The organism is Allobranchiibius sp. CTAmp26, from assembly GCF_017565405.1.
Taxonomy (GTDB): domain Bacteria; phylum Actinomycetota; class Actinomycetes; order Actinomycetales; family Dermatophilaceae; genus Allobranchiibius.
In genome coordinates, this window is the sequence record NZ_JAGEKR010000020.1 from 35,908 (window position 1) to 57,573 (window position 21,666).

Genomic DNA, 21,666 nt, shown 5'->3' on the forward strand with positions numbered 1-21,666 from the left:
CGCCGACCTCACGGCAGGCGGCCGCGCCGCGGGCGGGCCCGGTACACGCCGGGGCGCGCGACCGACCTGTACCCGGTGGTGCCGTCGTCGACCGCCTCATCGGAGGATTCGTCGCCGCTTAGGCCGAGCAGCGACCGGGTGACGCTCTGGGCCTGATCGAGCAGATCGTCCAACGCGTCGGTCAGGTCAGGCAGGGTGCACCGCGAGACGCGGTCGTCGTTGAGGGCACTGAGCACAGCACGACGGATCAGTTCCTTCAGGAACGAGGCCGTAACCCCGTCAGAGCGCTCGACCACCTGCTCCAGGTCCTCGTCCGAGAGCGCGGCGAGTACCTCCGCGCCGTAGAGGCGAAGGAGCTTGCGGCGGGCGCCTTCGTCCGGCCGGTCGATCTCCACCGCGACGTCGATGCGCCCCGGCCTCTGGATGAGGGCCCGTTCGAGGACCTCGGCCCGGTTGGTGGTGAGGACGAAGAGCAGATCGGCGTCCGCAGCAGAGCCGTCCATGGCGTCCAGTAGGTCGAACAGCACCGGATTGATCTCGCCGTACGACCTGTCCTCGGCCACGAGGTCGACGTCCTCGAGGACGACGACGCTCGGGGCCAGCTCTCGGGCGAGGGTCGTGATCTGTCCTACGGCGCGCAGAGCTTCTCCCTGCATCAGTATCCGCGTCGCATGGTCGCGAGCTCCGATGAGGTACCGCACCGTGTGGGTCTTCCCCGTGCCGGGCGGCCCGTAGAGGAGCAGACCGCGTTTCAGGTGCTGGCCGGCAGCGGTCAGCCGGTCGGCGTGGGCGGAGATGGCGATGGCGTGCCGCTCGATGCGGTCGAGCACCGCCGTCGGAAGGATGACATCGGCGCGCTGCACCCGCTCGGTGGTTGCGAAGGTGAGGGCGATGCCACCCATCGGGGTCATCGACGCGATGACGGTCTGGCCGCGGTACACGTTCAACCGTGCCCGCGACTCCTCGAGGTCGCCCAGTACCGACTGAGCCTCAGCCATCGGAAGTCCGGCGATCTCGAAGCGCACACTGGCTTCTTCGTGCGGCTGCGGACCGCTGATCAGCACCGCGTACGGGCCGGCGGCATCACGCACCAGGAGCAGTGCGCGGTTCCAACAGGCGAGGCTCTCGCCGGGCCCGCTCGGAAGGTCCGTGACATCGGGCGCGGACAGCCGCATCGGCGGCAGGTGCGACCCGTCGATGACCTGGCCGAGGGAGACCCCGGAGAAGCCGTCGGGAATGGACAGGCCCTGCACCCTGACCTCGCGACCGGGCTGGACAGTCCACGCCTCGACCGCTCGCTGGAGGTTCACCTGTTCGAAGGCACCCCAGCGCCGACTCACGACCGGCTCGTCGTCCGCCCCGCCGAGGTGCGCCTTGATCAATCGGGTGAGCGGCGCGTCGTCAGCAGCGCCGACGGTATGCGCCCAGTTCATGAATTCGGAGAACTGGTGACCGAACTCCCGCGCTGCCGCGGCCGCATCCTCGTGATCCCCCGACATGACCCCCGCCTCTCGTCATGGGGAGACTAACCGTCGATGCCGACGTGAGGCGGGGGAATCGGCCCTCAGCGCTGCGCGATGGGAGCAGTGATGAGCTCGTCGGGGATGCCGAGCGCGTCCACCAGATCGGTGACATGCCCGCGCAGTTCACCGCACAGCTCGTTGACGGTGGAGGTCACCAGCCGGGAGCGGGTCGTGTTCAGGCGACCGTGCTCGATGAACCAGGCCTTGTCCTGCTCGATCGAGTCCAGCGCGTAGAGCGTGAGCGTGCGACCGAGGAGTTCCTTGGCAGGGCCGCCGGTCATCTCGGTGTACGCCGCCTGCGCCTCCTCCAGGATGACGCGGTCGATGTGCGTGCGCGCGGCGAAGAGCACGTGGTCCTGAGCGTTGTTGAAGAGCTGGAACGCGTTCTCCTTGTTGGCCTTGCGCAGACGCATGCCCAACGTCTCCAGCGCGTGGTCGGCGCGCTGCTCGAACATCGAGAGCTGCCAGCCGTGGTCGTCCATCGCGCTCTCGTTGTCGCGGCCCTTGGCCAGGTCGACCAGGCGTTGGATGCCCGCGCGCCCGGTCGTGCGCTCGACGACTCCGCCCGCGACCTGCTTGCTGAGCTTGCTCACCAGCTCGGGACCGGCCAGACCGCCCCACACCTCGGCGAACTCGGTGAGCAGACCCTTGGCGACCAGCTGCATGAGCACCGTGTTGTCACCCTCGAAGGTCGCGAAGACGTCGACGTCCGCGCGCATCTGCCCGAGTTGATTGTCGGCCAGGTATCCGGCGCCTCCACAGGCTTCGCGGCACACCTGGATGGTGTCGACGGCGTGCCAGGTGGTCGTGGCCTTGAGCCCGGCGACGCGCGTCTCGAGTTCGCGACCGGCGGTCTCGTCGCGCTCGGCACCGTCGACCTGGGGCGTTCCGTGCAGTTCCTGCAGGAGCTCGGTCACTGAGTTCTGGGCGAAGCTGAGCGCGTAGGACTTCGCCAGACGCGGCAGCAGCTTGCGCTGGTGCGCCAGGTAGTCCAGGACCACGGTCTCCTCCTCCTGGCCGGGCGCCTCGAACTGGCGGCGTACCGAGCCGTACCGCAAGGCGATCGCGAGCGCCTTCTTGGCGGCGGCACCGGATCCGCCACCGACGCAGACCCGCCCGCGCACCAACGTGCCGAGCATGGTGAAGAAGCGCCGGTTCGAGCTCTCGATGTCGGACACGTAGCGACCGTCGTCGTCGATGTCTCCGAAGGCGTTGAGCAGATTGGCTTTCGGCACTCGTACGCCGTGGAAGGCGAGGGTGCCGTTGTCGACGCCGGGCAGGCCCGCCTTGTCGCCGTTGTCGCCGATGGTTACCCCCGGGAGCGGCTTGCCGTCGGCGTCGCGGATCGGGACGAGCACCCCGTGTACGCCGTGCTCGCCCTCGGCCGTGCGCAGTTGAGCGAAGACGACGGCCATCCGCCCGTCGCGCGCCGCGTTGCCGATGTAGGTCTTGACCGAGGACTCCGTGGGGGAGTCCAGGACGATCTCCTGGGTGTCCCCGTCGTAGACCGCGGTGGTCTCCAGGCGCTGCACGTTGCTGCCGTGTCCGACCTCGGTCATCGCGAAGCACCCCAGGAGTTTGCAGGTCATGATGTCTTCGAGGTACGTGGCGAAGTGACGCTCGGTGCCCAGTCGCATCACCGCTCCACCGAAGAGGCCGAACTGCACGCCGGTCTTCACCAGCAGTGAGAGGTCACCGAGGGCCTGCATCTCGAACAGCACGCAGGACGCGCCGTAGTTGTAGGTGCCGCCGTACTCGGTGGGGAAGCCCACTCGGCCGTAGCCCTGCTCCGCGACCCGCAGCAGCTGGCGCAGCACCCGTTCCCGCTGCTCCTCGACGGGCAGCCCCGGCTCGCCGAGGAGGTCCTCCGGCGCCAGCTCGGTGCGAGCGAGCTCGCGCAGCTCCCACCACGCGCCGTCCACCGTGCGGCGCAGTTGTTCCGCCACCGGTGAGATGCCAGGTGTCGGAGTGACCGACGACGGGCTGGACGACGCCGTGGTCGAGTCCTGCACGTCCGAGGACTCCTGCTGGCTGGCGGCCGACTTCGAGGTGGTGGTCATCGTGACTCTCTCTGGTGGTTTTCGACGAATCCGTTCAATCCGACCGCGGCGAACTCGGCGAGCTGCTCCACGATCACTGCACGCGGCACCCGGTGCGGGTCGGTGACCCAGCTGTCCGCAGACTCTCGCACGAAACCGACCAGTCCGTGGGCCAGAATCGGCGCCACACCCTCGTCGCGTCCCGCCACTCGCAAATTCGCTGCGAGCACCTCGCTCAGGCGCTCCGCGATGGTCGCCGACAGGCCGATCACCGGGTCGGAATCCCGAGGCACCTGGACCTGGGGCGGTCGGGTGACGAAGCGGTAGACCTCGGGGTCGTTCTCGACCAGTGCCAGGTAGCTGTCGATCGCCGCGATCAGGGCGCTGCGCGGGTCGACCGACAACGGGTGCGCCGCGTCGGAGGTGTCCAGCGCGGCGCTGAAGTCCTGCAGGATCAGCCGATCGACGGAAGCGCACACCGCGAGATAGAGGCCGAGTCGATCCCCGAGGTGGCGGTAGATCACGGTCTTGCTGGTGCCCGCCTCGGCGGCGATCTCGTCCATGCCGACCCCCGCCCCGTGGCGACGGATCGCCCGCAGCGCGGACTCCGTCAGCTGTGCGCGGCGCTCTTCGCGGTGGGCGCGCCATCGCGCGTCTCGCCCGTCGACACGGTGCTTGCGGGAGCCGGTCATGATCGAAGAGTATCCGAAACGCGGTGTATCTGCTACTTTGAGTATCGGTAAATTTCCCCGGCCTCGGGGACCCCCATTCGCAGGAGTTGAATCCATGAGTCCACGCGACGTCTTCGTGCTCGGCGGCAACCGCATCCCCTTCGCCCGGTCCGGCAGCAAGTACCTCAAGGCCTCCAACCAGGACATGCTGACCGCGGCGATCGACGGGCTGGTGGCGCGCCACCACCTGCAGGGGGAGCGCCTGGGGGAGGTGGCCGCGGGTGCCGTCATCAAGCACGCGCGCGACTTCAACCTGACCCGCGAGGCCGTCCTCGGCTCGCATCTCGCGCCCACCACGCCGGCGTACGACGTGCAGCAGGCCTGCGGGACCGGCCTGGAGGCGACGGTGCTCGTCGCCAACAAGATCGCGCTGGGTCAGATCGACTCGGCGATCGCCGGTGGCTCGGACACGACGTCCGACGCCCCGCTCGCCGTCAACGACGACCTGCGGAAGACGTTGCTCAAGGCCAACTACGCCAAGACCCCGCGGCAGCGGATCTCGGCGTTGCTGAAGATCCGTCCCTCGCAACTGGCTCCGGAGCAGCCGAAGAACGGTGAGCCCCGCACCGGCCTGTCGATGGGCGATCACATGGCGATCACCGCGAAGGCGTGGGGCGTCACCCGCGAGGCGCAGGACGAGCTCACGGTCGCCAGCCACCAGCACCTCGCGGCGGCCTACGACCGCGGATTCTTCGACGACCTGGTGACGCCCTACCTCGGCGTCACCCGCGACCAGAACCTCCGGCCGGAGAGCAGCGTCGAGAAGTTGTCGACCCTCAAGCCGGTCTTCGGCAAGGGCGACGCGGCGACGATGACCGCGGGCAACTCCACGCCGCTCACCGACGGTGCGTCCGCCGTGCTCCTGGGGTCGCGGGACTGGGCTCAGCAGCACGAGCTCACGCCGCTCGCGCGCTTCGTGGATGCCGAGACGGCCGCTGTCGACTACGTGTTCGGGGACGAGGGCCTGCTGATGGCGCCCCCCTACGCGATCGCGCGGCTGCTGCAGCGCAACGGCCTGACCCTGCAGGACTTCGACTTCTACGAGATCCACGAGGCGTTCGCGTCGACCGTGCTGTGCCACCTGGCCGCCATGGAGGACCCGGCGTTCTGCAAGGAGCGACTGGGCCTGGACGAGCCGCTGGGATCGATCGACCGGACCAAGCTGAACGTCGCCGGGTCGTCGCTGGCGGCCGGTCACCCGTTCGCCGCGACGGGCGGGCGCATCGTCGCCACGCTCGCGAAACTGTTGCACGAGAAGGGGTCCGGCCGTGGCCTGATCTCGATCTGTGCCGCCGGCGGCCTCGGCGTCGTCGCGATCCTGGAGGCATCGGAATGAGCGACACCCTGACGACCCTGGTCAACCAGGGCATCGGCAAGAAGATCGCGGTGCAGCTGGGTCTGCCCCGCCCGACGATCCTGCGTCGCTACGAGCCCGGCCAGGTGCTCGTCGACGGCCGTGTGGCCGTGGGCGGCATCGGCCAGGGGCCGAACGTCGCCGCCGTCCAGGAGATCCTGGGCGAGGCCGGAATCTCCCACGTCGAGGCGACGCCGGACACGTCGTACGCCGACAAGCCGGCAGCCGTCGTCTTCGACGCCTCCGGTGCCCGCACGCTCGATGAGTTGGAGCAGTTGCGAGCCACCCTCGGCCCGGCGCTCAAGGCGCTCGGCAAGAACGGCCGCCTCGTCGTGCTCGGCACCACACCCGCCGAGGTGCACGACGCCGAGGGTGCCGCGACCCAGCAGGCGCTGGAGGGCATCACCCGGTCGCTGGGCAAGGAGATGCGCGCCGGAGGCACCGCCAACCTGCTCTGGGTGGCGCCCGAGGCGCACGGGGATCGCGGCGTGCTCGACGCTCCGCTGCGTTTCCTGCTCTCCAGCCGCTCCGCGTACGTCTCCGGCCAGCCGATCCGCGTGCTCGAGGCACCGGTGCAGCCGGCCGCGGACCCGCACGCCCCGCTGGACGGCCAGGTGGCCGTCATCACCGGCGCCGCGCGCGGCATCGGCGCGCAGATCGCCCGCGTCTTCGCCCGGGCGGGCGCTGACGTGATCGCCGTCGACATCCCGGCGGCGGGCGACTCCCTGGCCGCGGTGGCGAACGAGATCGGCGGCACCGCGCTGCAACTGGATGTCACGGCCGCGGACGCCGGCGAACGGATCGCCGCGGCCGTCAGCCGCCTGTCCGGTCATCTCGACGTCATCGTGCACAACGCCGGCATCACCCGCGACAAGCTCTTCGTCAACACCGACGAGGCGCGGTGGGGCAGCGTGCTGGACGTCAACCTGCGCAGCCAGTTCCGGATGAACAAGGTGCTGCTCGACCCGTCCACCACGGGTGGTCTGCGCGACGGCGGCCGCATCATCAGCGTCGCCTCGATCAGCGGGATCGGCGGCAACCGGGGCCAGTCCAACTACGCGGCCTCCAAGGCCGGCGTCATCGGTCTGGTCCGCGAGCTGTCACAGGAGCTCGCGGACCGACACATCACGGTCAACGCGGTGGCCCCTGGGTTCATCGAGACCGAGATGACGGCGCGCATCCCGATCGCCACGCGCGAGGTCGGCCGGCGGTTGAACTCGCTGTTGCAGGGCGGCCAGCCGGTCGACGTGGCCGAGGCCATCGCGTTCTTCGCCGAACCCGGGGCCGCCGGAGTCACCGGGCAGGTCCTGCGGGTCTGCGGGCAGAGCCAGCTGGGGGCCTGAGGTGACACGTACCGTCGAGTTGTCCTCAGCGCCCGCCCTCGGGCCGCTCTTCGCCAAAGCCGTGATCCGTACCCCCTTCCGCAAGGGGCGCGAGTTGCCGGACCTTGTCGTCCGGCAGGCAGGCGCCGCGGTCGATCGCGACCAGCTCGCGGCGTACGCCGACGTGTGCGGATTCGATCTGAACGACGCCCTGCCGGCGACGTTCATCCACGTACTGGTCTTCCCGCTGCAGACGCAGGTGATGGCCGACGCGGCGTTCCCCTTCCCGCTCGTCGGCAGCGTGCACCTCACCAACTCGATCGTCCAGCACCGCCCGGTCCTCGCCGGGGAGTCCCTGGACATCGAGGTGCGGGCGGCCGACCTGCGACCGCATTTCCGCGGTGCGCAGGTCGACCTGCTCGCCGAGGTGTCGGTGGCGGGCGAGATCGTCTGGCAGGAGAGCAGCACGTACCTCTTCCGTGGCCAGAAGGTGCCGGGGGTGGCCGCCGATCGGGGCCCTGAGCCGGTGCTGCCGACCGTGCCGGGTGCTGTCTGGCGAGTGCCGGGAGACATCGGACGCCGGTACGCCGCGGTCTCCGGTGACGTGAACCCGATCCATATGCGTTCCCTGGGCGCCAAGGCCCTCGGGTTCCCCACGACGATCGCGCACGGGATGTGGAGTGCGTCGCGGGCGCTCGGAGCTCTGTCCAACCGGACGCCGGACCGTTTCACCTACGCGGTGGAGTTCAAGAAACCGATCCTCATCCCGTCGTCGGTGGAATTCGTTGCACAACAACACGACTCGTCGTGGGATCTGGTTCTGACGAACGCGCGGAAGGGCACGGTTCACATGCTCGGATCGATCGTGCCGGAGGCAGCGACGACGATTTCATGATCGAAGCGGCTCTGAGGTAGCCTCTTCGCTGCGCTGCCGGGACGGCGGGCAGCACGCTTTCACGCGTGCGCCGGATCCGCCCCAGGTCGCGCAGGCCCCTATAGCTCAGTCGGTAGAGCGTCTCCATGGTAAGGAGAAGGTCAACGGTTCGATTCCGTTTGGGGGCTCGGCAACGCCTGTGCCGGGAAGATTTTTCCCGGTGCAGCTGTTCCACCTGGCGGGGTAGCTCAGCTGGTTAGAGCGCACGACTCATAATCGTGAGGTCGCGGGATCGAGCCCCGCTCCCGCTACGAGAATCGTCCTTGAGTAAAACCGGTATCACCCGAAGGCAGGTAGCCCAGTGGCTAGCAAGAGCGCAGACATCCGTCCCAAGATCACCTTGGCGTGCACGGAGTGCAAGGAGCGCAACTACATCACCAAGAAGAACAAGCGCAACGACCCTGACCGGTTGGAGATCGCGAAGTTCTGCCCGCGCTGCAGCAAGCACACCGCACACCGCGAGACTCGCTGACCCTTCGGTCAGCCCGCATCACCACCGGACCGGCCGTGCCGGGAGCGTCGACCGCTCCTGGTACGGCCGGTTCGTTCGTTCACCCGGTCGGCAGGTTCGCGGGGGCCGGTTAGGCTCGCGTCCCATGGCTGTGAATCCGCAGGTGGAAGGTCGCACCTATCCGCCGACCGACCCGTACGTCGTCTCCCGGGCGAAGATCGCCGAGTTCGCCGCCGCCGTCGGCGCGCGCGACACCGCGCACACCGACGTGGCCGAGGCGGGTCGCCGTGGGTACGCCGACGTGGTCGCGCCGCCGACGTACGCGATCGGCATCTCCCAGAGCGCCGAGGCGGCCGCGATCCTCGACCCCGATGCCGACATCGACTACTCCCGGGTGGTGCACGGTGAGCAGAAGTTCATCCACCACCGACCGCTCGTCGCCGGCGATGAGGTCGTCGCTCAGACCACGATCGCCCGGGTCCGAGCGGCCGGCGGCCACTCGATGGTGACCCTCGAGACCCAGATCACGACGACCGGTGGCGACCTCACCACCACCGCCACATCCCTGCTGGTCATTCGCGGCGAAGGCGACGCATGAGCACCGTTCCCCAGGTCGGCGAGCAACTGCCCGGCCGCACGATCCATGTGGACCGAGCCACCCTGGTGCGTTATGCGGGCGCCAGCGGCGACTTCAACCAGATCCACTGGGACGAGGCGACCGCGACTGCCGTGGGACTGCCGAACGTGATCGCGCACGGCATGTGGACGATGGGCGCCTCCGTGCAGGTCGTCGTCGACTGGCTGGGCGACGCCGGCCGGGTGTCGGACTACTCGGTGCGATTCAGCGCACCGGTGCCGGTGCCGCACGACGCGGGCGCCGACGTACGGGTCGAGGCGAGCGTGAAGTCCGTCGACGAGCAGGCAGGCACGGCGACGATCGCCCTGACGGCGACGGTCGACGGCACTGCCGTGCTCTCGCGAGCAGTCGCGACCGTGACCCTGGCGTGAACGAGGAGCACGACGTCCCCCTCGCGGGCCTCACGACCATGCGGGTGGGTGGTCCCGCGCGCCGGTTGGTGACGGTGACGACCACCGACGAGCTGGTCGACGCCGTGCGAGAGTGCGACGACGCCGAGGAGCCCCTTCTGGTGCTGTCCGGTGGCTCCAACGTCGTCATCGCCGACGAGGGGTTCGACGGCACCGTGGTGCGGATCGCGACCCGCGGTGTCGAGGTCGACTCCGCCGACGTCTGCGGGGGCGTGTTCGTCCGGGTCGCCGCGGGCGAGCCGTGGGACGACCTGGTGGCTCAGGCCTGTGCCAGCGACTGGTCCGGCATCGAGGCGCTGTCCGGGATTCCCGGCCTGACCGGTGCGACCCCGGTGCAGAACGTCGGCGCGTACGGCCAGGACGTCTCCCAGACGATCGCGCAGGTGCGGGTCTGGGACCGCCGCGAGGAGGCCGTGCGCACCTTCGCCAACTCCGACTGCCACTTCACCTACCGGCACTCGCTCTTCAAGGGCCGCGAGCGGTACGTCGTGCTCGACGTGCTCTTCCAGTTGCGCCCCGCCGACCTCTCCCAGCCGATCGCGTACGCCGACCTGGCCGCCGGACTCGGTGTCGCGGTGGGTGACCGGGTGCCCCTGGCCGACGCGCGGGCCGCCGTGCTCGAGCAGCGGGGTCGCCGCGGGATGGTGCTGCAGGAGTCCGATCACGACACCTGGTCCTGCGGCTCGTTCTTCACCAACCCCATCCTGAGCTCCGCACAGTTCGCCCTCTTCGAGCAGCGCGCGGCCGGCCGGTTGGGCCCGGATGCCCCGCGCCCGCCGCGGTTCCCCTCCGACGAGGGCGTCAAGACCGCCGCGGCCTGGCTCATCGACAAGGCGGGCTTCGGAAAGGGATATGCGATGCCCGGTCCGGCGGCCCTGTCGACCAAGCACACCCTGGCGGTCACCAACCGTGGCAGCGCGACCGCCGCCGATATCGCGGCCCTGGCGCGCGAGGTGCGCGACGGGGTGCACGACGCCTTCGGCGTGCACCTGGTCGCCGAGCCGGTCATGGTCGGTCACGCCCTCTGAGCGGTGTGCTCCAGGTCGAGGCGCACTGAATCCTCCAGGGGTGTCGGGGTGATCCCGAAGTGCTCCTGCGCCGGGGTCGAATCCATCACGTACGGCGCGCGGAACTGGTACTGGGTCTCGCGCATCTCCTTGATGAACGGGTTGAAGACCCCGCCGATCCACACGGCGGCGTACGGCATCGACCGGACCTTGGGCTTCGCGCCGAGCTGGGTCGCGGCGAGGCCCGCCAGTTCGCGCATCGTCGACGGTGCGGCGCTCGGCGCGTGCCAGACCTTGCCCCAGCTGCTCGGGTCGTGCGCTGCTGCGATCAGGGTGCGCGCCATGTCCTGCACGTTGGTGAAGGTGTGCGGCGCGTCCAGGTCCGCCGGCACGTACGCCGTGCGGCCCTTGCGGAAGGCGGGCGTGATGGTGGCCTCCAGGTAGGAGTTGCCGCCGAGGTAGTCACTGCCACGGACCTCCACCGCGTGCAGTCGCCCGGCGTGGTGGGCCGCCAAGGCATCGGCGGTCATCCTGGCGCGCACCACGGCCTTGTGGCCGGTCGCGCTGTCCGGCATGCCCTGGGTCATCGACCCGTCCACCGGCCCGTACGGGTAGAGGTTGCCGGTGGTGACGAGCACCGCACCCGAGCTCTCGGCCGCGGCGAGCAGGGCCTGGGCCATCGGAGGCCAGGTCTCCTGCCACTGGTGGTACGGCGGGTTGATGCAGTTGTAGATCGCGCGAGCGCCGGCGCAGATCTCGCTGAGGCGAGCGGCGTCCGATGCGTCGGCGGCGACGGCCGTGGTGCCGGGCACCTCGGTGCCGCTGCGGGTGACGACGACGACCTCGGCGCCGCGCTCCTGCAACTGGTGCGCCACTGCTGACCCGACCGGGCCGGCTCCGATGACGACGTGCTTGTCCATGGTGTTTCTCCTCTGTCGGTTCCGTTACGAGAGCGGTGCTCTCTTCTAGAGAGCATTGCTCTCGTCGACCCGCGTGTCAAGAGCAGTGCTCTGTTATGAGTGCAGTGCTCTCGAATGTGACATGATCGGGTCATGGCAGAACGTCGTACCGGTGCGCGGGAGCGGGTCCGGGCTGAGATGACCGAGGACATCAAGCGTGTCGCGCGCGAGCACCTGGCCACGGAGGGCGCGGACCTGTCGTTGCGCGCGGTCGCCCGGGATGTGGGCATGGTCTCGTCGGCGGTCTACCGCTACTTCTCGAGCCGGGACGATCTGCTCACCGCGCTGGTGGTCGACGCGTACGACGAGCTCGCCGATGCCGCCGACGAGGCCGAGCGCGCGGCGCCGCGCCGAGACCCGCACGCCCGGTGGATGGCCCTGGCGCGCGGGATCCGGGCCTGGTCGCTCGCCCACCCGCACGAGTACGCGCTGCTCTACGGCAGCCCCGTGCCCGGGTACCAGGCTCCGGAGGACACCGTCGGGCCGGCGAGCAGACCGCAGCTGCTGCTCGCGCAGATCCTGCGCGACGCCGTGGCCGGCAGCGCCGTCTTTCCAGCACCCGGCGACCGGCTGGCCAGCGGTCTGCGGGCGGACATGGTCACTGCCGCCGAGTTCCTGGATCTAGGAGACGTGCCGGCTGCGCTGGTCGTTCGAGGGTTGGTCGCCTGGACCCAGCTCTTCGGTGCGCTGAGCTTCGAGCTGTTCGGCAGGTTCGAGGGAGGGATCACCGACGCCGATGCGCTCTTCGAGTTCGAGATGCGCGCCATGAGCGACTACCTGGGTCTGCGCTCCGCAGCACACTGAGCTGCGCCGCCGGTCTGTGCCGCTGCGGGTACAGGAAAGTGTCCGCAGCGCCGACAACCCACCCGAGCCGGTACGCCGCGCGCAGGAAAGTGTCCGCAGCGCCGACAACCCACCCGATCCGGTACGCCGCGCGTAGCCGACGGTGCGCGGCCGTCTGGCGTTCGACGGGCGGTTACGCCGGCTCGGTCAGCCAGGTGTCGATATCCCGCAGGGCAGCGCTCTTGACCTCGATCGGGGCGCGCGAGGCGTGCAGCGACCGGCGGCCCAGCTCGGCCAGCTCCTCGTCGGTGAAGCCGAGATCCTCACGTGCGGAGTCGTACTGAGCGACCAGGCGGCTTCCGAACAGCAGTGGGTCGTCGGCGCCCAGGGCGATCTGCGCGCCGGCGTCGAAGAGCCGCCGCAGCGGGACATCCGCGGGGTCGGCGTAGACGCCGAGCGCGACGTTGGAGCCCGGGCACACCTCGAAGGCCACATCGGCCTCCAGCGCGCGATCGAGGACGGCGGTGGACTCCACGGCTCGCACCCCGTGACCGAGCCGGTCCGGCAGCAGGCTGTCCAGCGTCTCGCTCACGGCCTGTGGCCCGAGCAGCTCACCGGCGTGGGGCACCGACGCGAGGCCGGCGGACCGGGCGATCTCGAACGCGGGCGCGAACTCCGAGGTGTCGCCGCGACGTTCGTCGTTGCTGAGGCCGAAGCCCATCACGGTCCCGCTGTCGGTGCCGGAGTACTTCGCCGCCAGCCGCGCCAGCGTCCGTGCCTCGAACGGGTGCCGCATGCGCGATGCCGCCACGATGACGCCTACCCCGACGCCGACCTCCGCACCGGCGGCGCGTGCTTCGTCCAGGACGATCTCCAGGGTGGGCGTGATGCCGCCCAGCCGCCCGGCGTACGACGTCGGGTCGACCTGGATCTCCAGCCAGCGCGAACCCTCGGCCGCGTCGTCCTGCACCGCCTCCCGCACCAGGCGGCGCAGGTCGGACTCGTCCTGCACACAGGCCCGCGCGGCGTCGTACAACCGCTGGAAGCGGAACCACCCACGCTCGTCGGCGCCGCTCAGGGTCGGCGGCCAGTCGCCGCGCAACGACTCCGGCAGTCGCAACTCGTGCTTGGCGGCCAGTTCGTGCAGCGTCTGCACCCGCAGGGAACCGGTGAAGTGCAGGTGCAGGTGCGCCTTGGGGAGCCGGGCGATCGATCGCATGATGACCCGACGCTACGGGAGTGGGGCCGGCGATCGGCGAGCGGACACCCGCCCGCCGACGCCCTCAGAGACCGGCGATCGCCGCGGCGGGATCCTCGACGGCGTCCGCCACGCAGCGCATGAAACCGGCGGCGGTGCCCCCGTCGCACACGCGGTGGTCGAAGACGAAGCTCATCTGGGTGATCTTGCGTGCGCAGATCTGCCCGTCCACCACCCAGGGCCGGTCCAGGATGCGGCCGAAGCCCAGGATCGCCACCTGCGGGTGGTTGATGATCGCGGCGCTGCCGTCGACGCGGAAACTGCCGTAGTTGTTGAGCGTGAAGGTCCCGGCGCTCAACTCCTCCGCGGTGTTGCGGCCCTCGCGCGCGGTCGCCGTCAGTCGCCGGATGGCCGTATCGAGTTGCGAGGTCGTCATCGTGTCGGCGCCGATCACCGCGGGCGCGACCAGGCCCCGGTCGCCCTGCACCGCGATGCCGAGGTTGACCTGGGGCAGCTGCACGATCTCCTGGCGCTCGGTGTCCAGCCGGGCATTGAGCACGGGGTACTGCTTGAGCGCGGCGACCGTGAAACGGGACAGGTACGCGAGCAGGCCGGGGCCGGGGGCGCCGGCGGCGCGGGTGCGCTCGCGAAGCTCCCACAGCGCGGTGGCGTCCACGTCGACCCACACCGTCGCCTCGGGGATCTCCGAACGGCTGCGGCTCAGGGCCGCGGCGGCCGCCTTGCGGAATCCGCTGAGCGGGATGCGTCGTTCGCCGTCGGCCGGCCCGACTGCCGGGAGGGCAGGTGCCGCGGATCGCGCGGCGAAGGAGCGCTCGACATCGGCGCGGGTGATGACCCCACCGGCGCCGCTGGCCTCGATCGTGTCCAGCCGCAGACCGCGCTCGCGCGCGAGATTGCGGACCAGGGGAGAGATCACCAGGGGCACGCGCTTCGTGGCGGGCGCGGAGTGTTCGGACGGCAGCGGGTGCACCAGTGGATCTGCGAGCCCAGCCGCCTTGGCGGGGGCGGAGCCGGCGCGAGCGCCTCGCGGACGTCGTCGACGGCCGGTGTGGCCGCCCTCGGACGTGCCGTATCCGATGAGCACGTTGCCCGACCCGGCGCGCTCCTCCTCGCGGTAGCTCGCGGCGGCCCCTTGCGCCGCGGGGGCGTCGGGGGAGGGCGTCGCGCTCGCGACCGTGATGAGCGGCTTGCCGACGTCGAGCGTGGTCCCCTCCGCGGCGTGCAGCGAGGCCACGACGCCGGCGTACGGCGATGGCACCTCGACGACCGACTTGGCCGTCTCCACCTCCACGATGCTCTGGTCCACCACCACGGTGTCGCCCTCGCTGACCAACCACCGCACGATGTCGGCCTCGGTCAGCCCCTCGCCGAGATCCGGGAGCAGGAACGTCTGGTCGCTCACTGGTCCTCCCACTGCAGGTCGTCGACGGCGTCGAGCACGCGGTCGACACCTGGCAGCTGGAAGTGCTCCAGCTTCGGTGGGGGGAAGGGGATGTCGAAACCGGTCACCCGGCCGATCGGCGCCGCGAGCGAGTGGAAGCAGCGCTGCGTCACGCGGGCGACGATCTCGGAGGCCACACTCGCGAAGCCCGCGGACTCGGCGACCACCACGGCGCGACCGGTGCTACGGACGGCGGCGCAGACCGTCTCGTCGTCGAACGGCACGATCGAGCGCAGGTCGACCACTTGCAGGCTGCGGCCCTCCTGCGCCGCGACGTCGGCGGCTTCGAGGGCGACCGGCACGGTCGGGCCGTACGCGATGAGGGTCGCGTCGGTGCCCTCGCGTCGTACGACGGCGGTGCCGATGCCCGGTCCGTCCGTCCCCAGCGCGACCTCCTCCTTGCTCCAGTAGAGCTTCTTGGGCTCCATGAAGACCACGGGGTCGTCGGAGGCGATGGCGGCGCGCAGCAGCGTGTACGCGTCGCTCGGGGTGGCGGGCGTCACCACATGCAGCCCGGGGGTGTGGGCGTAGTAGGCCTCCGAGGAGTCGCAGTGGTGCTCCACGCCCCCGATGCCGCCGCCGAACGGCACTCGGATCACCATCGGTAGGTGGACCCGCCCGCGCGTCCGGTTCCGCATCTTGGCCACGTGGCTGACGATCTGCTCGAACGCCGGGTAGCCGAACGCGTCGAACTGCATCTCCACGACGGGGCGCATGCCGTTCATCGCCATCCCGACGGCCATCCCGACGATGCCGGACTCGGCGAGGGGGGTGTCGAAGCACCGGGTGTCGCCGAACTGGGCGGTGAGCCCGTCGGTCACCCGGAAGACCCCGCCCAGCGCTCCGACGTCCTCACCGAACATCAGCACGGAGTCGTCGGCGACCATCGCGTCGTGCAGCGCTCGATTGAGCGCCTGCGCCATCGTCAGCTTCTCGTGGTCGATCTGCCCCGCGCTCATCGCCCGGCCACCTCTCGGCTCGCTTCTTCTGCCACCTGGGCGGCCTGCTCGCGCAGCTGCGGGGTCGGCTCGGCGTAGACGTGGGCGAACAACTCCCGGGCGTCCGGCTCGATGTCCCGGTTGAGCCCGTCGCGGACGTGCTGCGCCATCGCGTCGGCGGCCGCCGTGGCCTGCTCGTGCGTCTCGTCGGTCAGCAGGCCCCGGCCGCGAAGGTGCTTCTCCAGCCGCGTCAGGGGGTCCCGGTCGACCCAGGACGCCACCTCGGTGTCGAGCCGGTAGCGCGTGGCGTCGTCGGCGTTCGTGTGGGCCTGCATGCGGTAGGTGTGCGCCTCGACGAGCTGAGGACCTTCGCCGCGACGCGCCCGCTCGACGGCGTCGCCGAGCACCGCGAGTACGGCGGCGACGTCGTTGCCGTCGACCCGCCGGCCGGGCACGCCGTAGCCGATGCCCTTGTGCGCCAGCGACCGCGCTGCGGACTGGCGCGCCAACGGTACCGAGATGGCGTACTCGTTGTTCTGGATGAAGAAGACGACGGGGGCCTTGAAGACGGCCGCGAAGTTGAGCGCCTCGTGGAAGTCGCCCTCGCTGGTGCCGCCGTCGCCCGTCAACGCCATCACGACCGTGGACTCCCCGCGCAGCTGCGCGGCGTGGGCGACCCCGACCGCGTGCGGCAACTGCGTGGCCAGGGGCGTCGTCGCGGGGGCGACCTGCGTCTCGTACGGGTCGTAGCCGCTGTGCCAGTCGCCCTTGAGCAGCGTGAGCACGTCGACCGGGTCCACGCCGCGTTCCATCGCCGCGACCGTGTCGCGGTAGGTGGGGAAGAGCCAGTCGCCCTTCTGCAGCACGTGTGCCGCGCCCACCTGGCAGGCCTCCTGGCCGTGCGAGGAGGGGTAGACGGCGAGGCGTCCCTGACGCACCAGGGCGTTCGCCTGATCGTTCAGCCGGCGGGCGACGACGAGGCGCTCGTACGCGTGGAGCAGGTCGGCGTCCGACGGCAGTTCGTACCGGTCGCCACCGGATCCGTCCACCCGGCTGCCGTCGGCATCGATGAGACGGATGGGGTCGTCCGTCGGCAGCAGTCGCAGGACGTCCTCAGATGTCATGGGGAGATGCTGCGCTGAGTGCCACTCGTACGCAAGACCGCGGCCGAAGCAGAGATAGAGTGCACGAATACCGCGTTCTCGGGGGCCGTTCGTCCAGAACAGGGAACCGTCGACCCCGAAGAGTGAGACACATGACACAGCTGGACGACATCGACACCCGGATCCTGGTCGAGCTGTCCAAGGACGGCCGTATGTCGGTCCGTGCGCTGGCGCAACTGCTGCACATCTCGCGCGCGAACGCGTACGCGCGCGTGGACCGCCTTCAGAAGTCGGGGGTGATCCGCGGGTTCCGGGCGGACCTCGATCCGGTGGCCACCGGACTCGGCACCACCGCGTACGTCACGTTGAACCTGCGTCAGGCCGACTGGCGGGTGGTCCGCGAACGGCTGCAGAAGCTGCCCGGAGTGGTCCACATCGGACTCGTCGGCGGCGAGTTCGATGTGATCCTTCTGGTGCGCGCCACGGACAACGCCCACCTCGGCCGGCTGGTGCTCGGAGTGATCCAGGAGATGCCCGGGGTGGTCAACACACGCACCTTCCTCGTCTTCGAGGAGCCCGCCCTCGACGCGACGGCGGCGATCTTCGAGCGACTGTGACCGCGGCCGATGAGGTGGCCGCGGGCCTGCTCGGGGTCGCCGCTGCGCGCGGGTTCGCGCCACGTCGAGACGGTCGCGTACACTCGATCGCTGGGTGGTTGACCACAACCAAGCTGCTTGCTGTCCGGAACCCCGGCAGCGGTCGAGCGGTCGTCGGTCGTGCCACCCGGGGTTGCGTTCTGGTGACCCGTGAAGGGCACTAGCTCAACTGGTAGAGCACCGGTCTCCAAAACCGGGGGTTGGGGGTTCAAGTCCCTCGTGCCCTGCGTCGACAGCGTCGGCGGAGCAGGACGTCCGTCCCGTTCCCGCCGGTGAAGACAGCCGCTTGATGAGAAGGAGCACCGCCGGTGACGGATACCAGCACCAACGCTGCACAGCGCGGTGCGAGCGCATCGGGCAAGCCTGCCCGCCTCGGGTTGTTCGCCCGGCTCGTCCTCTTCGTCCGGCAGGTCATCGACGAGTTGCGCAAGGTGGTGCGGCCCACGCGGCAGGAGCTGCTCAACTACACCGCCGTGGTGGTCGTCTTCATCTGCCTGGTGATGGCCTTCGTCGTCGGCCTCGACCAGGTCTTCGAACGCCTGGTCAGCTGGGCGCTCGGCGACTGACCGAGCCCGCTCGCACGACGTACGCGCAGGAAGAGCCGACACCGGCAGCCTGGCGCGGCCCCGCACGACACACGCACGATGCAATGAAGGAAGCAGGTCAATGACGGATCAATGGACGCCCGAGAGCGCCGAAGCCGACGAGGCGGACGCAGCGAGGGTCGATTCCGGAGCCGGTGAGACGGCGTCCGCGGACGACACCCTCGCGGCCGAGCTGGATGCGGAGAGCGCCGACGGCGACATCGACTCCGAGCAGCGCGCGACCCCCGACCCGGGTGACGTCGCCGCCGACGACTCCGACGTGACCGATGTCGACGAGACGAGCACCGAGGACGTCGACCTGTCCGGCATCCCCGACGCCCCGGAGGTCAAGGAGGGCACGCAGGCCGAGGTCGACGCCGAGGCCGACGAGGCCGACGTCGCCGCCGAGGACGAGGTCGAGCAGGACGGGTTGACCGTCGACGAGGACCCTCGTGAGACCTACATGGCGGAACTGCGCTCGCAGTTCGGCGAGTGGTACGTGCTGCACTCCTACGCCGGCTACGAGAAGCGGGTCAAGGCCAACCTCGAGACCCGCATCTCCAACCTCAACATGGAGGACTACATCTTCCAGGTCGAGGTGCCGATGGAGGAGTTCACCGAGATCAAGAACTCCCAGCGCAAGGTCGGCACCCGCGTCCGGATGCCCGGATACGTGCTGGTCCGCATGGACCTCACCGACGAGAGCTGGGGGTCGGTGCGCCACACCCCCGGCGTCACCGGCTTCGTCGGCAACTCCCACCAGCCCTCGCCGCTGACGATCGACGAGGTCGTCACGATGCTGAACCCGGTGTTCGAAGAGCCCGAGGGCAAGGAGACCGGTCGTACGACGTCCGGTTCGGGCGCGCAGGGCAAGGGCGCCGAGGCGCCCGAGGTCGACTTCAACGTCGGCGAGTCCGTCACCGTCATGGAAGGGCCGTTCGAGACCCTTCCCGCGACGATCTCCGAGATCAACCCCGACACCCAGAAGCTCAAGGTGCTGGTATCCATCTTCGGCCGGGAGACACCGGTCGAGCTGTCGTTCGAGCAGGTCGCCAAGATCTGATCGGCAGCACAGCCCTCGCCGCTGCGGCGAGGTTTGCAACCGGGTCATCGCCCACGGCGTGGGCCCATCACCAGGAAAAGGAAGTTCAGCATGCCCCCCAAGAAGAAGGTCTCCGGCTTCATCAAGCTGCAGATCCAGGCCGGCGCCGCCACCCCCGCACCCCCGGTGGGTCCCGCGCTCGGTCAGCACGGCGTCAACATCATGGAGTTCGTCAAGGCGTACAACGCCGCGACGGAAGCCCAGCGCGGCAACGTGATCCCGGTGGAGATCACGGTCTTCGAAGACCGTTCCTTCACCTTCATCACCAAGACCCCGCCGGCCGCCGAGCTGATCAAGAAGGCCGCCGGCGTCGCCAAGGGCTCCGGTGAGCCCCACAAGACCAAGGTCGCGAAGCTGTCCAAGGCTCAGGTGCGCGAGATCGCCGAGCAGAAGATGGACGACCTGAACGCGCACGACATCGAGCAGGCGTCGAAGATCATAGCCGGCACCGCTCGTTCGATGGGCATCGACACCGAGGCCTGATCGACTCGCGCCGGCGGGCGACCCGTCCGCCGGCGTCCTGTGGCAGGGCCGGCTTCGGCCCGAGGACCACAACTCCACCGCACCACCCACAAGGAGCAGCACCATGAAGCGCAGCAAGTCCTACCGCGCCGCCGTCGACAAGATCGACGCCGACGCCGTCTACGCCCCCCTCGAGGCCGTCCGCCTCGCCAAGGAGACGTCGACCACCAAGTACGACGCGACCGTCGAGGTCGCCTTCCGGCTGAGCGTGGACCCCCGCAAGGCCGACCAGATGGTCCGCGGCACCGTCAACCTGCCGCATGGCACCGGTAAGACCGCCCGCGTGCTGGTCTTCGCCAACGGCGACCGCGCGGCCGCCGCCGAGGCCGCAGGCGCCGACTACGTCGGATCCGACGAGCTCCTGGAGCGCGTCGCCGGCGGGTGGACCGACTTCGACGCCGTGGTCGCGACGCCGGACCTGATGGGCAAGGTCGGTCGTCTGGGCAAGGTGCTCGGCCCCCGCGGTCTGATGCCGAACCCGAAGACCGGCACGGTCACGATGGACGTCGCGAAGGCCGTCACCGAGATCAAGGGCGGCAAGATCGAGTTCCGCGTCGACAAGCACGCGAACCTGCACTTCATCATCGGCAAGACGTCCTTCGACGAGAAGCTGCTGGTGGAGAACTACGGCGCCGCCCTCGAGGAGATCCTGCGCCTCAAGCCGGCCTCCTCCAAGGGCCGCTACATCAGCAAGGCCACGATGTCGACGACGATGGGTCCCGGCATCCCGCTGGACTCCTCGCGTACCCGCAACCTGCTGGACGAGGCCACGGCCGACGCCTGACCTCCGCACACGCAGAGCGCCCCGCACCCTCTCGGGTGCGGGGCGCTCTGCGTATCCGCGTGTCTGCGGTCCATCTTCAGGGAACCTGCCTAGGTTGACCGCCGTCGTACCGACACACCGTCACGAGGGGGAACCCATGCACACATCGATCTTCCGACCGGGCACCGCGGCCGCCGTCGCCGTACTCGCCACCGGCACCGTCCTGACCGCCGGGTGCAGCTCGAGTGGGGGTGCACCCGGAGTGGCCTCGAGCAGCAGCGCCTCTTCGACCGACTCCGGTTCGAGCTCGAGCTCGAGTACGAGCCCCAGCTCCACCTCCAGCTCTAGCTCGACGAGCAGTGCAGCCGCGGGGGCGTCGTACACCAAGGGCCAGAAGATCGGTGCCGGCACGCTGCAGAACCAGATCAAGGCGGCGATCGTGAAGGCCGGTGGCACCTACTCCACGACCACCACGTCCAGCGTGCTGACCTCGACCTCGCAGGCCAAGATCACCGGCGACCGTACCGACGCGACCGTGCACGAGACGATCCGCGGCAAGAAGGTCACCGTCATCGTCGTGAACGGCGCGGCCTACATCTCCGGGACCGGCCTCGGCGCCAAGCCGTACCTGAAGGTCACCCAGAACAGCACGGGCTCCCTCGCCGAGAGCTTCAAGCCGTTGCTCAACATCGCGGGTGGTGGGACCCTCACCAACACGGTGCAGTGGACGGTCGTGTCCACCTCCGCCGGGGGTACGACGCTGACCGCCTCGCCCGCCGAGGGCACCGACGTGACCGACACCCTGGACGGGAAGGGGCTGCCCCTCTCGACGGTGACCAAGGCCACCGCAGGCACCTCGACCATCAAGTACTTCGATTTCGGCAAGCCGGTGACCGTCACCGCCCCGCCGGCCTCCCAGGTCGCGGACGTGAGCGGTGTGAAGTCCACCTGACCGGTCGTCCGGACGCATCACAGCGACTCACTTCAAGGCAACTGCCTCATGTGGGCAGCAGCGCAACGGCTGCGCGCGGGGAAGTGGCCGCGGTGCCGATTTTCCCCCGGGGTACGGCGGGTGGGTGCAGGAAAGTGGCCGCGGTGCCGATTTCCCACTGGGGTACGGCGGGTGGGTGCAGGAAAGTGGCCGCGGTGCCGATTTCCCACTGGGGTACGGCGGGTGGGTGCAGGAAA

The 21,666-nt window shown here is 69.8% G+C and carries 23 protein-coding genes and 3 tRNA genes; 17 read left to right on the forward strand and 9 right to left on the reverse strand.

Features of this window, described 5'->3' with window-relative positions; all coding sequences use genetic code 11:
- Window positions 1-8 precede the first annotated feature (8 nt).
- The 3 genes from J4030_RS14965 to J4030_RS14975 all read right to left on the reverse strand — a co-directional run bounded on the left by J4030_RS14965 (window position 9) and on the right by J4030_RS14975 (window position 4,254).
- Window positions 9-1,499, reverse strand: a complete 1,491-nt coding sequence (locus tag J4030_RS14965; RefSeq protein ID WP_208050036.1) for an ATP-binding protein — start codon at window positions 1,497-1,499, stop codon at window positions 9-11.
- A 65-nt stretch (window positions 1,500-1,564) separates the two neighbouring features.
- Entirely contained in the window at window positions 1,565-3,583 is a 2,019-nt protein-coding gene (locus J4030_RS14970; protein WP_208050037.1) for an acyl-CoA dehydrogenase, read from the reverse strand.
- On the reverse strand, window positions 3,580-4,254 hold the full coding sequence (locus tag J4030_RS14975; RefSeq protein ID WP_208050038.1) for a TetR/AcrR family transcriptional regulator: 675 nt from the start codon (window positions 4,252-4,254) through the stop codon (window positions 3,580-3,582). The genes J4030_RS14970 and J4030_RS14975 overlap by 4 nt, the downstream gene beginning before the upstream one ends.
- Window positions 4,255-4,348: 94 nt before the next feature.
- Between J4030_RS14975 and J4030_RS14980 the strand changes: the two genes are divergently transcribed.
- From J4030_RS14980 to J4030_RS15020, 9 genes are all read left to right on the forward strand, one after another.
- On the forward strand, window positions 4,349-5,629 hold the full coding sequence (locus tag J4030_RS14980) for an acetyl-CoA C-acetyltransferase (protein WP_208050039.1): 1,281 nt from the start codon (window positions 4,349-4,351) through the stop codon (window positions 5,627-5,629).
- Window positions 5,626-6,990, forward strand: a complete 1,365-nt coding sequence (locus J4030_RS14985) for a 3-oxoacyl-ACP reductase (RefSeq protein ID WP_208050040.1) — start codon at window positions 5,626-5,628, stop codon at window positions 6,988-6,990. Before J4030_RS14980 ends, J4030_RS14985 begins: the two co-directional genes overlap by 4 nt.
- Window position 6,991: 1 nt before the next feature.
- Entirely contained in the window at window positions 6,992-7,864 is an 873-nt protein-coding gene (locus tag J4030_RS18345; protein ID WP_208050041.1) for a MaoC/PaaZ C-terminal domain-containing protein, read from the forward strand.
- A gap of 94 nt (window positions 7,865-7,958) precedes the next feature.
- A tRNA-Thr gene (locus tag J4030_RS14995) sits at window positions 7,959-8,031 on the forward strand.
- 49 nt (window positions 8,032-8,080) lie between these two features.
- Window positions 8,081-8,154 (forward strand) — tRNA-Met (locus J4030_RS15000).
- Window positions 8,155-8,204: 50 nt separating this feature from the next.
- Entirely contained in the window at window positions 8,205-8,375 is a 171-nt protein-coding gene (gene rpmG, locus J4030_RS15005) for a 50S ribosomal protein L33 (RefSeq protein ID WP_179482681.1), read from the forward strand.
- Window positions 8,376-8,499: 124 nt separating this feature from the next.
- Window positions 8,500-8,952: a MaoC family dehydratase N-terminal domain-containing protein gene (locus tag J4030_RS15010; protein ID WP_208050042.1), complete on the forward strand. Its 453-nt coding sequence runs from the start codon at window positions 8,500-8,502 to the stop codon at window positions 8,950-8,952.
- Window positions 8,949-9,362 carry a MaoC/PaaZ C-terminal domain-containing protein gene (locus tag J4030_RS15015; protein WP_208050043.1) on the forward strand — a complete coding sequence of 138 codons (414 nt, stop codon included), beginning with the start codon at window positions 8,949-8,951 and terminating at the stop codon, window positions 9,360-9,362. Before J4030_RS15010 ends, J4030_RS15015 begins: the two co-directional genes overlap by 4 nt.
- The gene (locus tag J4030_RS15020) at window positions 9,359-10,429 is read left to right on the forward strand and encodes a UDP-N-acetylmuramate dehydrogenase (RefSeq protein WP_208050044.1); all 1,071 of its coding nucleotides are present in this window, start codon (window positions 9,359-9,361) and stop codon (window positions 10,427-10,429) included. The genes J4030_RS15015 and J4030_RS15020 overlap by 4 nt, the downstream gene beginning before the upstream one ends.
- Here J4030_RS15020 and J4030_RS15025 read toward each other — a convergent pair.
- Window positions 10,417-11,328, reverse strand: coding sequence for an NAD-dependent epimerase/dehydratase family protein (locus J4030_RS15025; RefSeq protein WP_208050045.1), 912 nt, complete (start codon window positions 11,326-11,328; stop codon window positions 10,417-10,419). The two genes, J4030_RS15020 and J4030_RS15025, sit on opposite strands and share 13 nt — an antisense overlap.
- A 132-nt stretch (window positions 11,329-11,460) precedes the next feature.
- Here J4030_RS15025 and J4030_RS15030 point away from each other — a divergent pair, with 132 nt between their 5' ends.
- Window positions 11,461-12,171: a TetR/AcrR family transcriptional regulator gene (locus J4030_RS15030; RefSeq protein ID WP_208050046.1), complete on the forward strand. Its 711-nt coding sequence runs from the start codon at window positions 11,461-11,463 to the stop codon at window positions 12,169-12,171.
- Between the two features lie 172 nt (window positions 12,172-12,343).
- On the opposite strand, the gene J4030_RS15035 is transcribed toward J4030_RS15030, so the two are convergent.
- From J4030_RS15035 to pdhA, 4 genes are all read right to left on the reverse strand, one after another.
- Complete coding sequence (locus tag J4030_RS15035) at window positions 12,344-13,369, reverse strand: adenosine deaminase (protein WP_208050047.1); 1,026 nt, start codon at window positions 13,367-13,369, stop codon at window positions 12,344-12,346.
- A 64-nt stretch (window positions 13,370-13,433) separates the two neighbouring features.
- On the reverse strand, window positions 13,434-14,771 hold the full coding sequence (locus J4030_RS15040) for a dihydrolipoamide acetyltransferase family protein (protein WP_208050048.1): 1,338 nt from the start codon (window positions 14,769-14,771) through the stop codon (window positions 13,434-13,436).
- Entirely contained in the window at window positions 14,768-15,769 is a 1,002-nt protein-coding gene (locus J4030_RS15045; RefSeq protein WP_208050049.1) for an alpha-ketoacid dehydrogenase subunit beta, read from the reverse strand. Before J4030_RS15045 ends, J4030_RS15040 begins: the two co-directional genes overlap by 4 nt.
- Window positions 15,766-16,872, reverse strand: a complete 1,107-nt coding sequence (pdhA, locus tag J4030_RS15050) for a pyruvate dehydrogenase (acetyl-transferring) E1 component subunit alpha (RefSeq protein WP_208050050.1) — start codon at window positions 16,870-16,872, stop codon at window positions 15,766-15,768. Before pdhA ends, J4030_RS15045 begins: the two co-directional genes overlap by 4 nt.
- Before the next feature lie 131 nt (window positions 16,873-17,003).
- Between pdhA and J4030_RS15055 the strand changes: the two genes are divergently transcribed.
- From J4030_RS15055 to J4030_RS15085, 7 genes are all read left to right on the forward strand, one after another.
- Window positions 17,004-17,468, forward strand: a complete 465-nt coding sequence (locus tag J4030_RS15055) for an Lrp/AsnC family transcriptional regulator (protein ID WP_208050051.1) — start codon at window positions 17,004-17,006, stop codon at window positions 17,466-17,468.
- A gap of 193 nt (window positions 17,469-17,661) precedes the next feature.
- Window positions 17,662-17,734: transfer RNA gene (locus tag J4030_RS15060), tRNA-Trp, on the forward strand.
- An 81-nt stretch (window positions 17,735-17,815) separates the two neighbouring features.
- Window positions 17,816-18,073 (forward strand): preprotein translocase subunit SecE, encoded by a 258-nt coding sequence (secE, locus tag J4030_RS15065; protein ID WP_208050052.1) that lies wholly within the window; start codon window positions 17,816-17,818, stop codon window positions 18,071-18,073.
- Window positions 18,074-18,173: 100 nt separating this feature from the next.
- Window positions 18,174-19,154: a transcription termination/antitermination protein NusG gene (gene nusG, locus J4030_RS15070; protein ID WP_208050053.1), complete on the forward strand. Its 981-nt coding sequence runs from the start codon at window positions 18,174-18,176 to the stop codon at window positions 19,152-19,154.
- A gap of 90 nt (window positions 19,155-19,244) precedes the next feature.
- Window positions 19,245-19,676, forward strand: coding sequence for a 50S ribosomal protein L11 (rplK, locus tag J4030_RS15075; protein WP_208050054.1), 432 nt, complete (start codon window positions 19,245-19,247; stop codon window positions 19,674-19,676).
- A gap of 103 nt (window positions 19,677-19,779) precedes the next feature.
- On the forward strand, window positions 19,780-20,499 hold the full coding sequence (gene rplA, locus J4030_RS15080) for a 50S ribosomal protein L1 (protein WP_208050055.1): 720 nt from the start codon (window positions 19,780-19,782) through the stop codon (window positions 20,497-20,499).
- A 136-nt stretch (window positions 20,500-20,635) separates the two neighbouring features.
- The gene (locus J4030_RS15085) at window positions 20,636-21,430 is read left to right on the forward strand and encodes a hypothetical protein (protein WP_208050056.1); all 795 of its coding nucleotides are present in this window, start codon (window positions 20,636-20,638) and stop codon (window positions 21,428-21,430) included.
- Between the two features lie 46 nt (window positions 21,431-21,476).
- Here the strand turns inward: J4030_RS15085 and J4030_RS15090 are convergent.
- Window positions 21,477-21,666, reverse strand: a 190-nt coding sequence (locus J4030_RS15090; RefSeq protein WP_208050057.1) for a hypothetical protein, incomplete at its 5' end; no start/stop codon positions are given.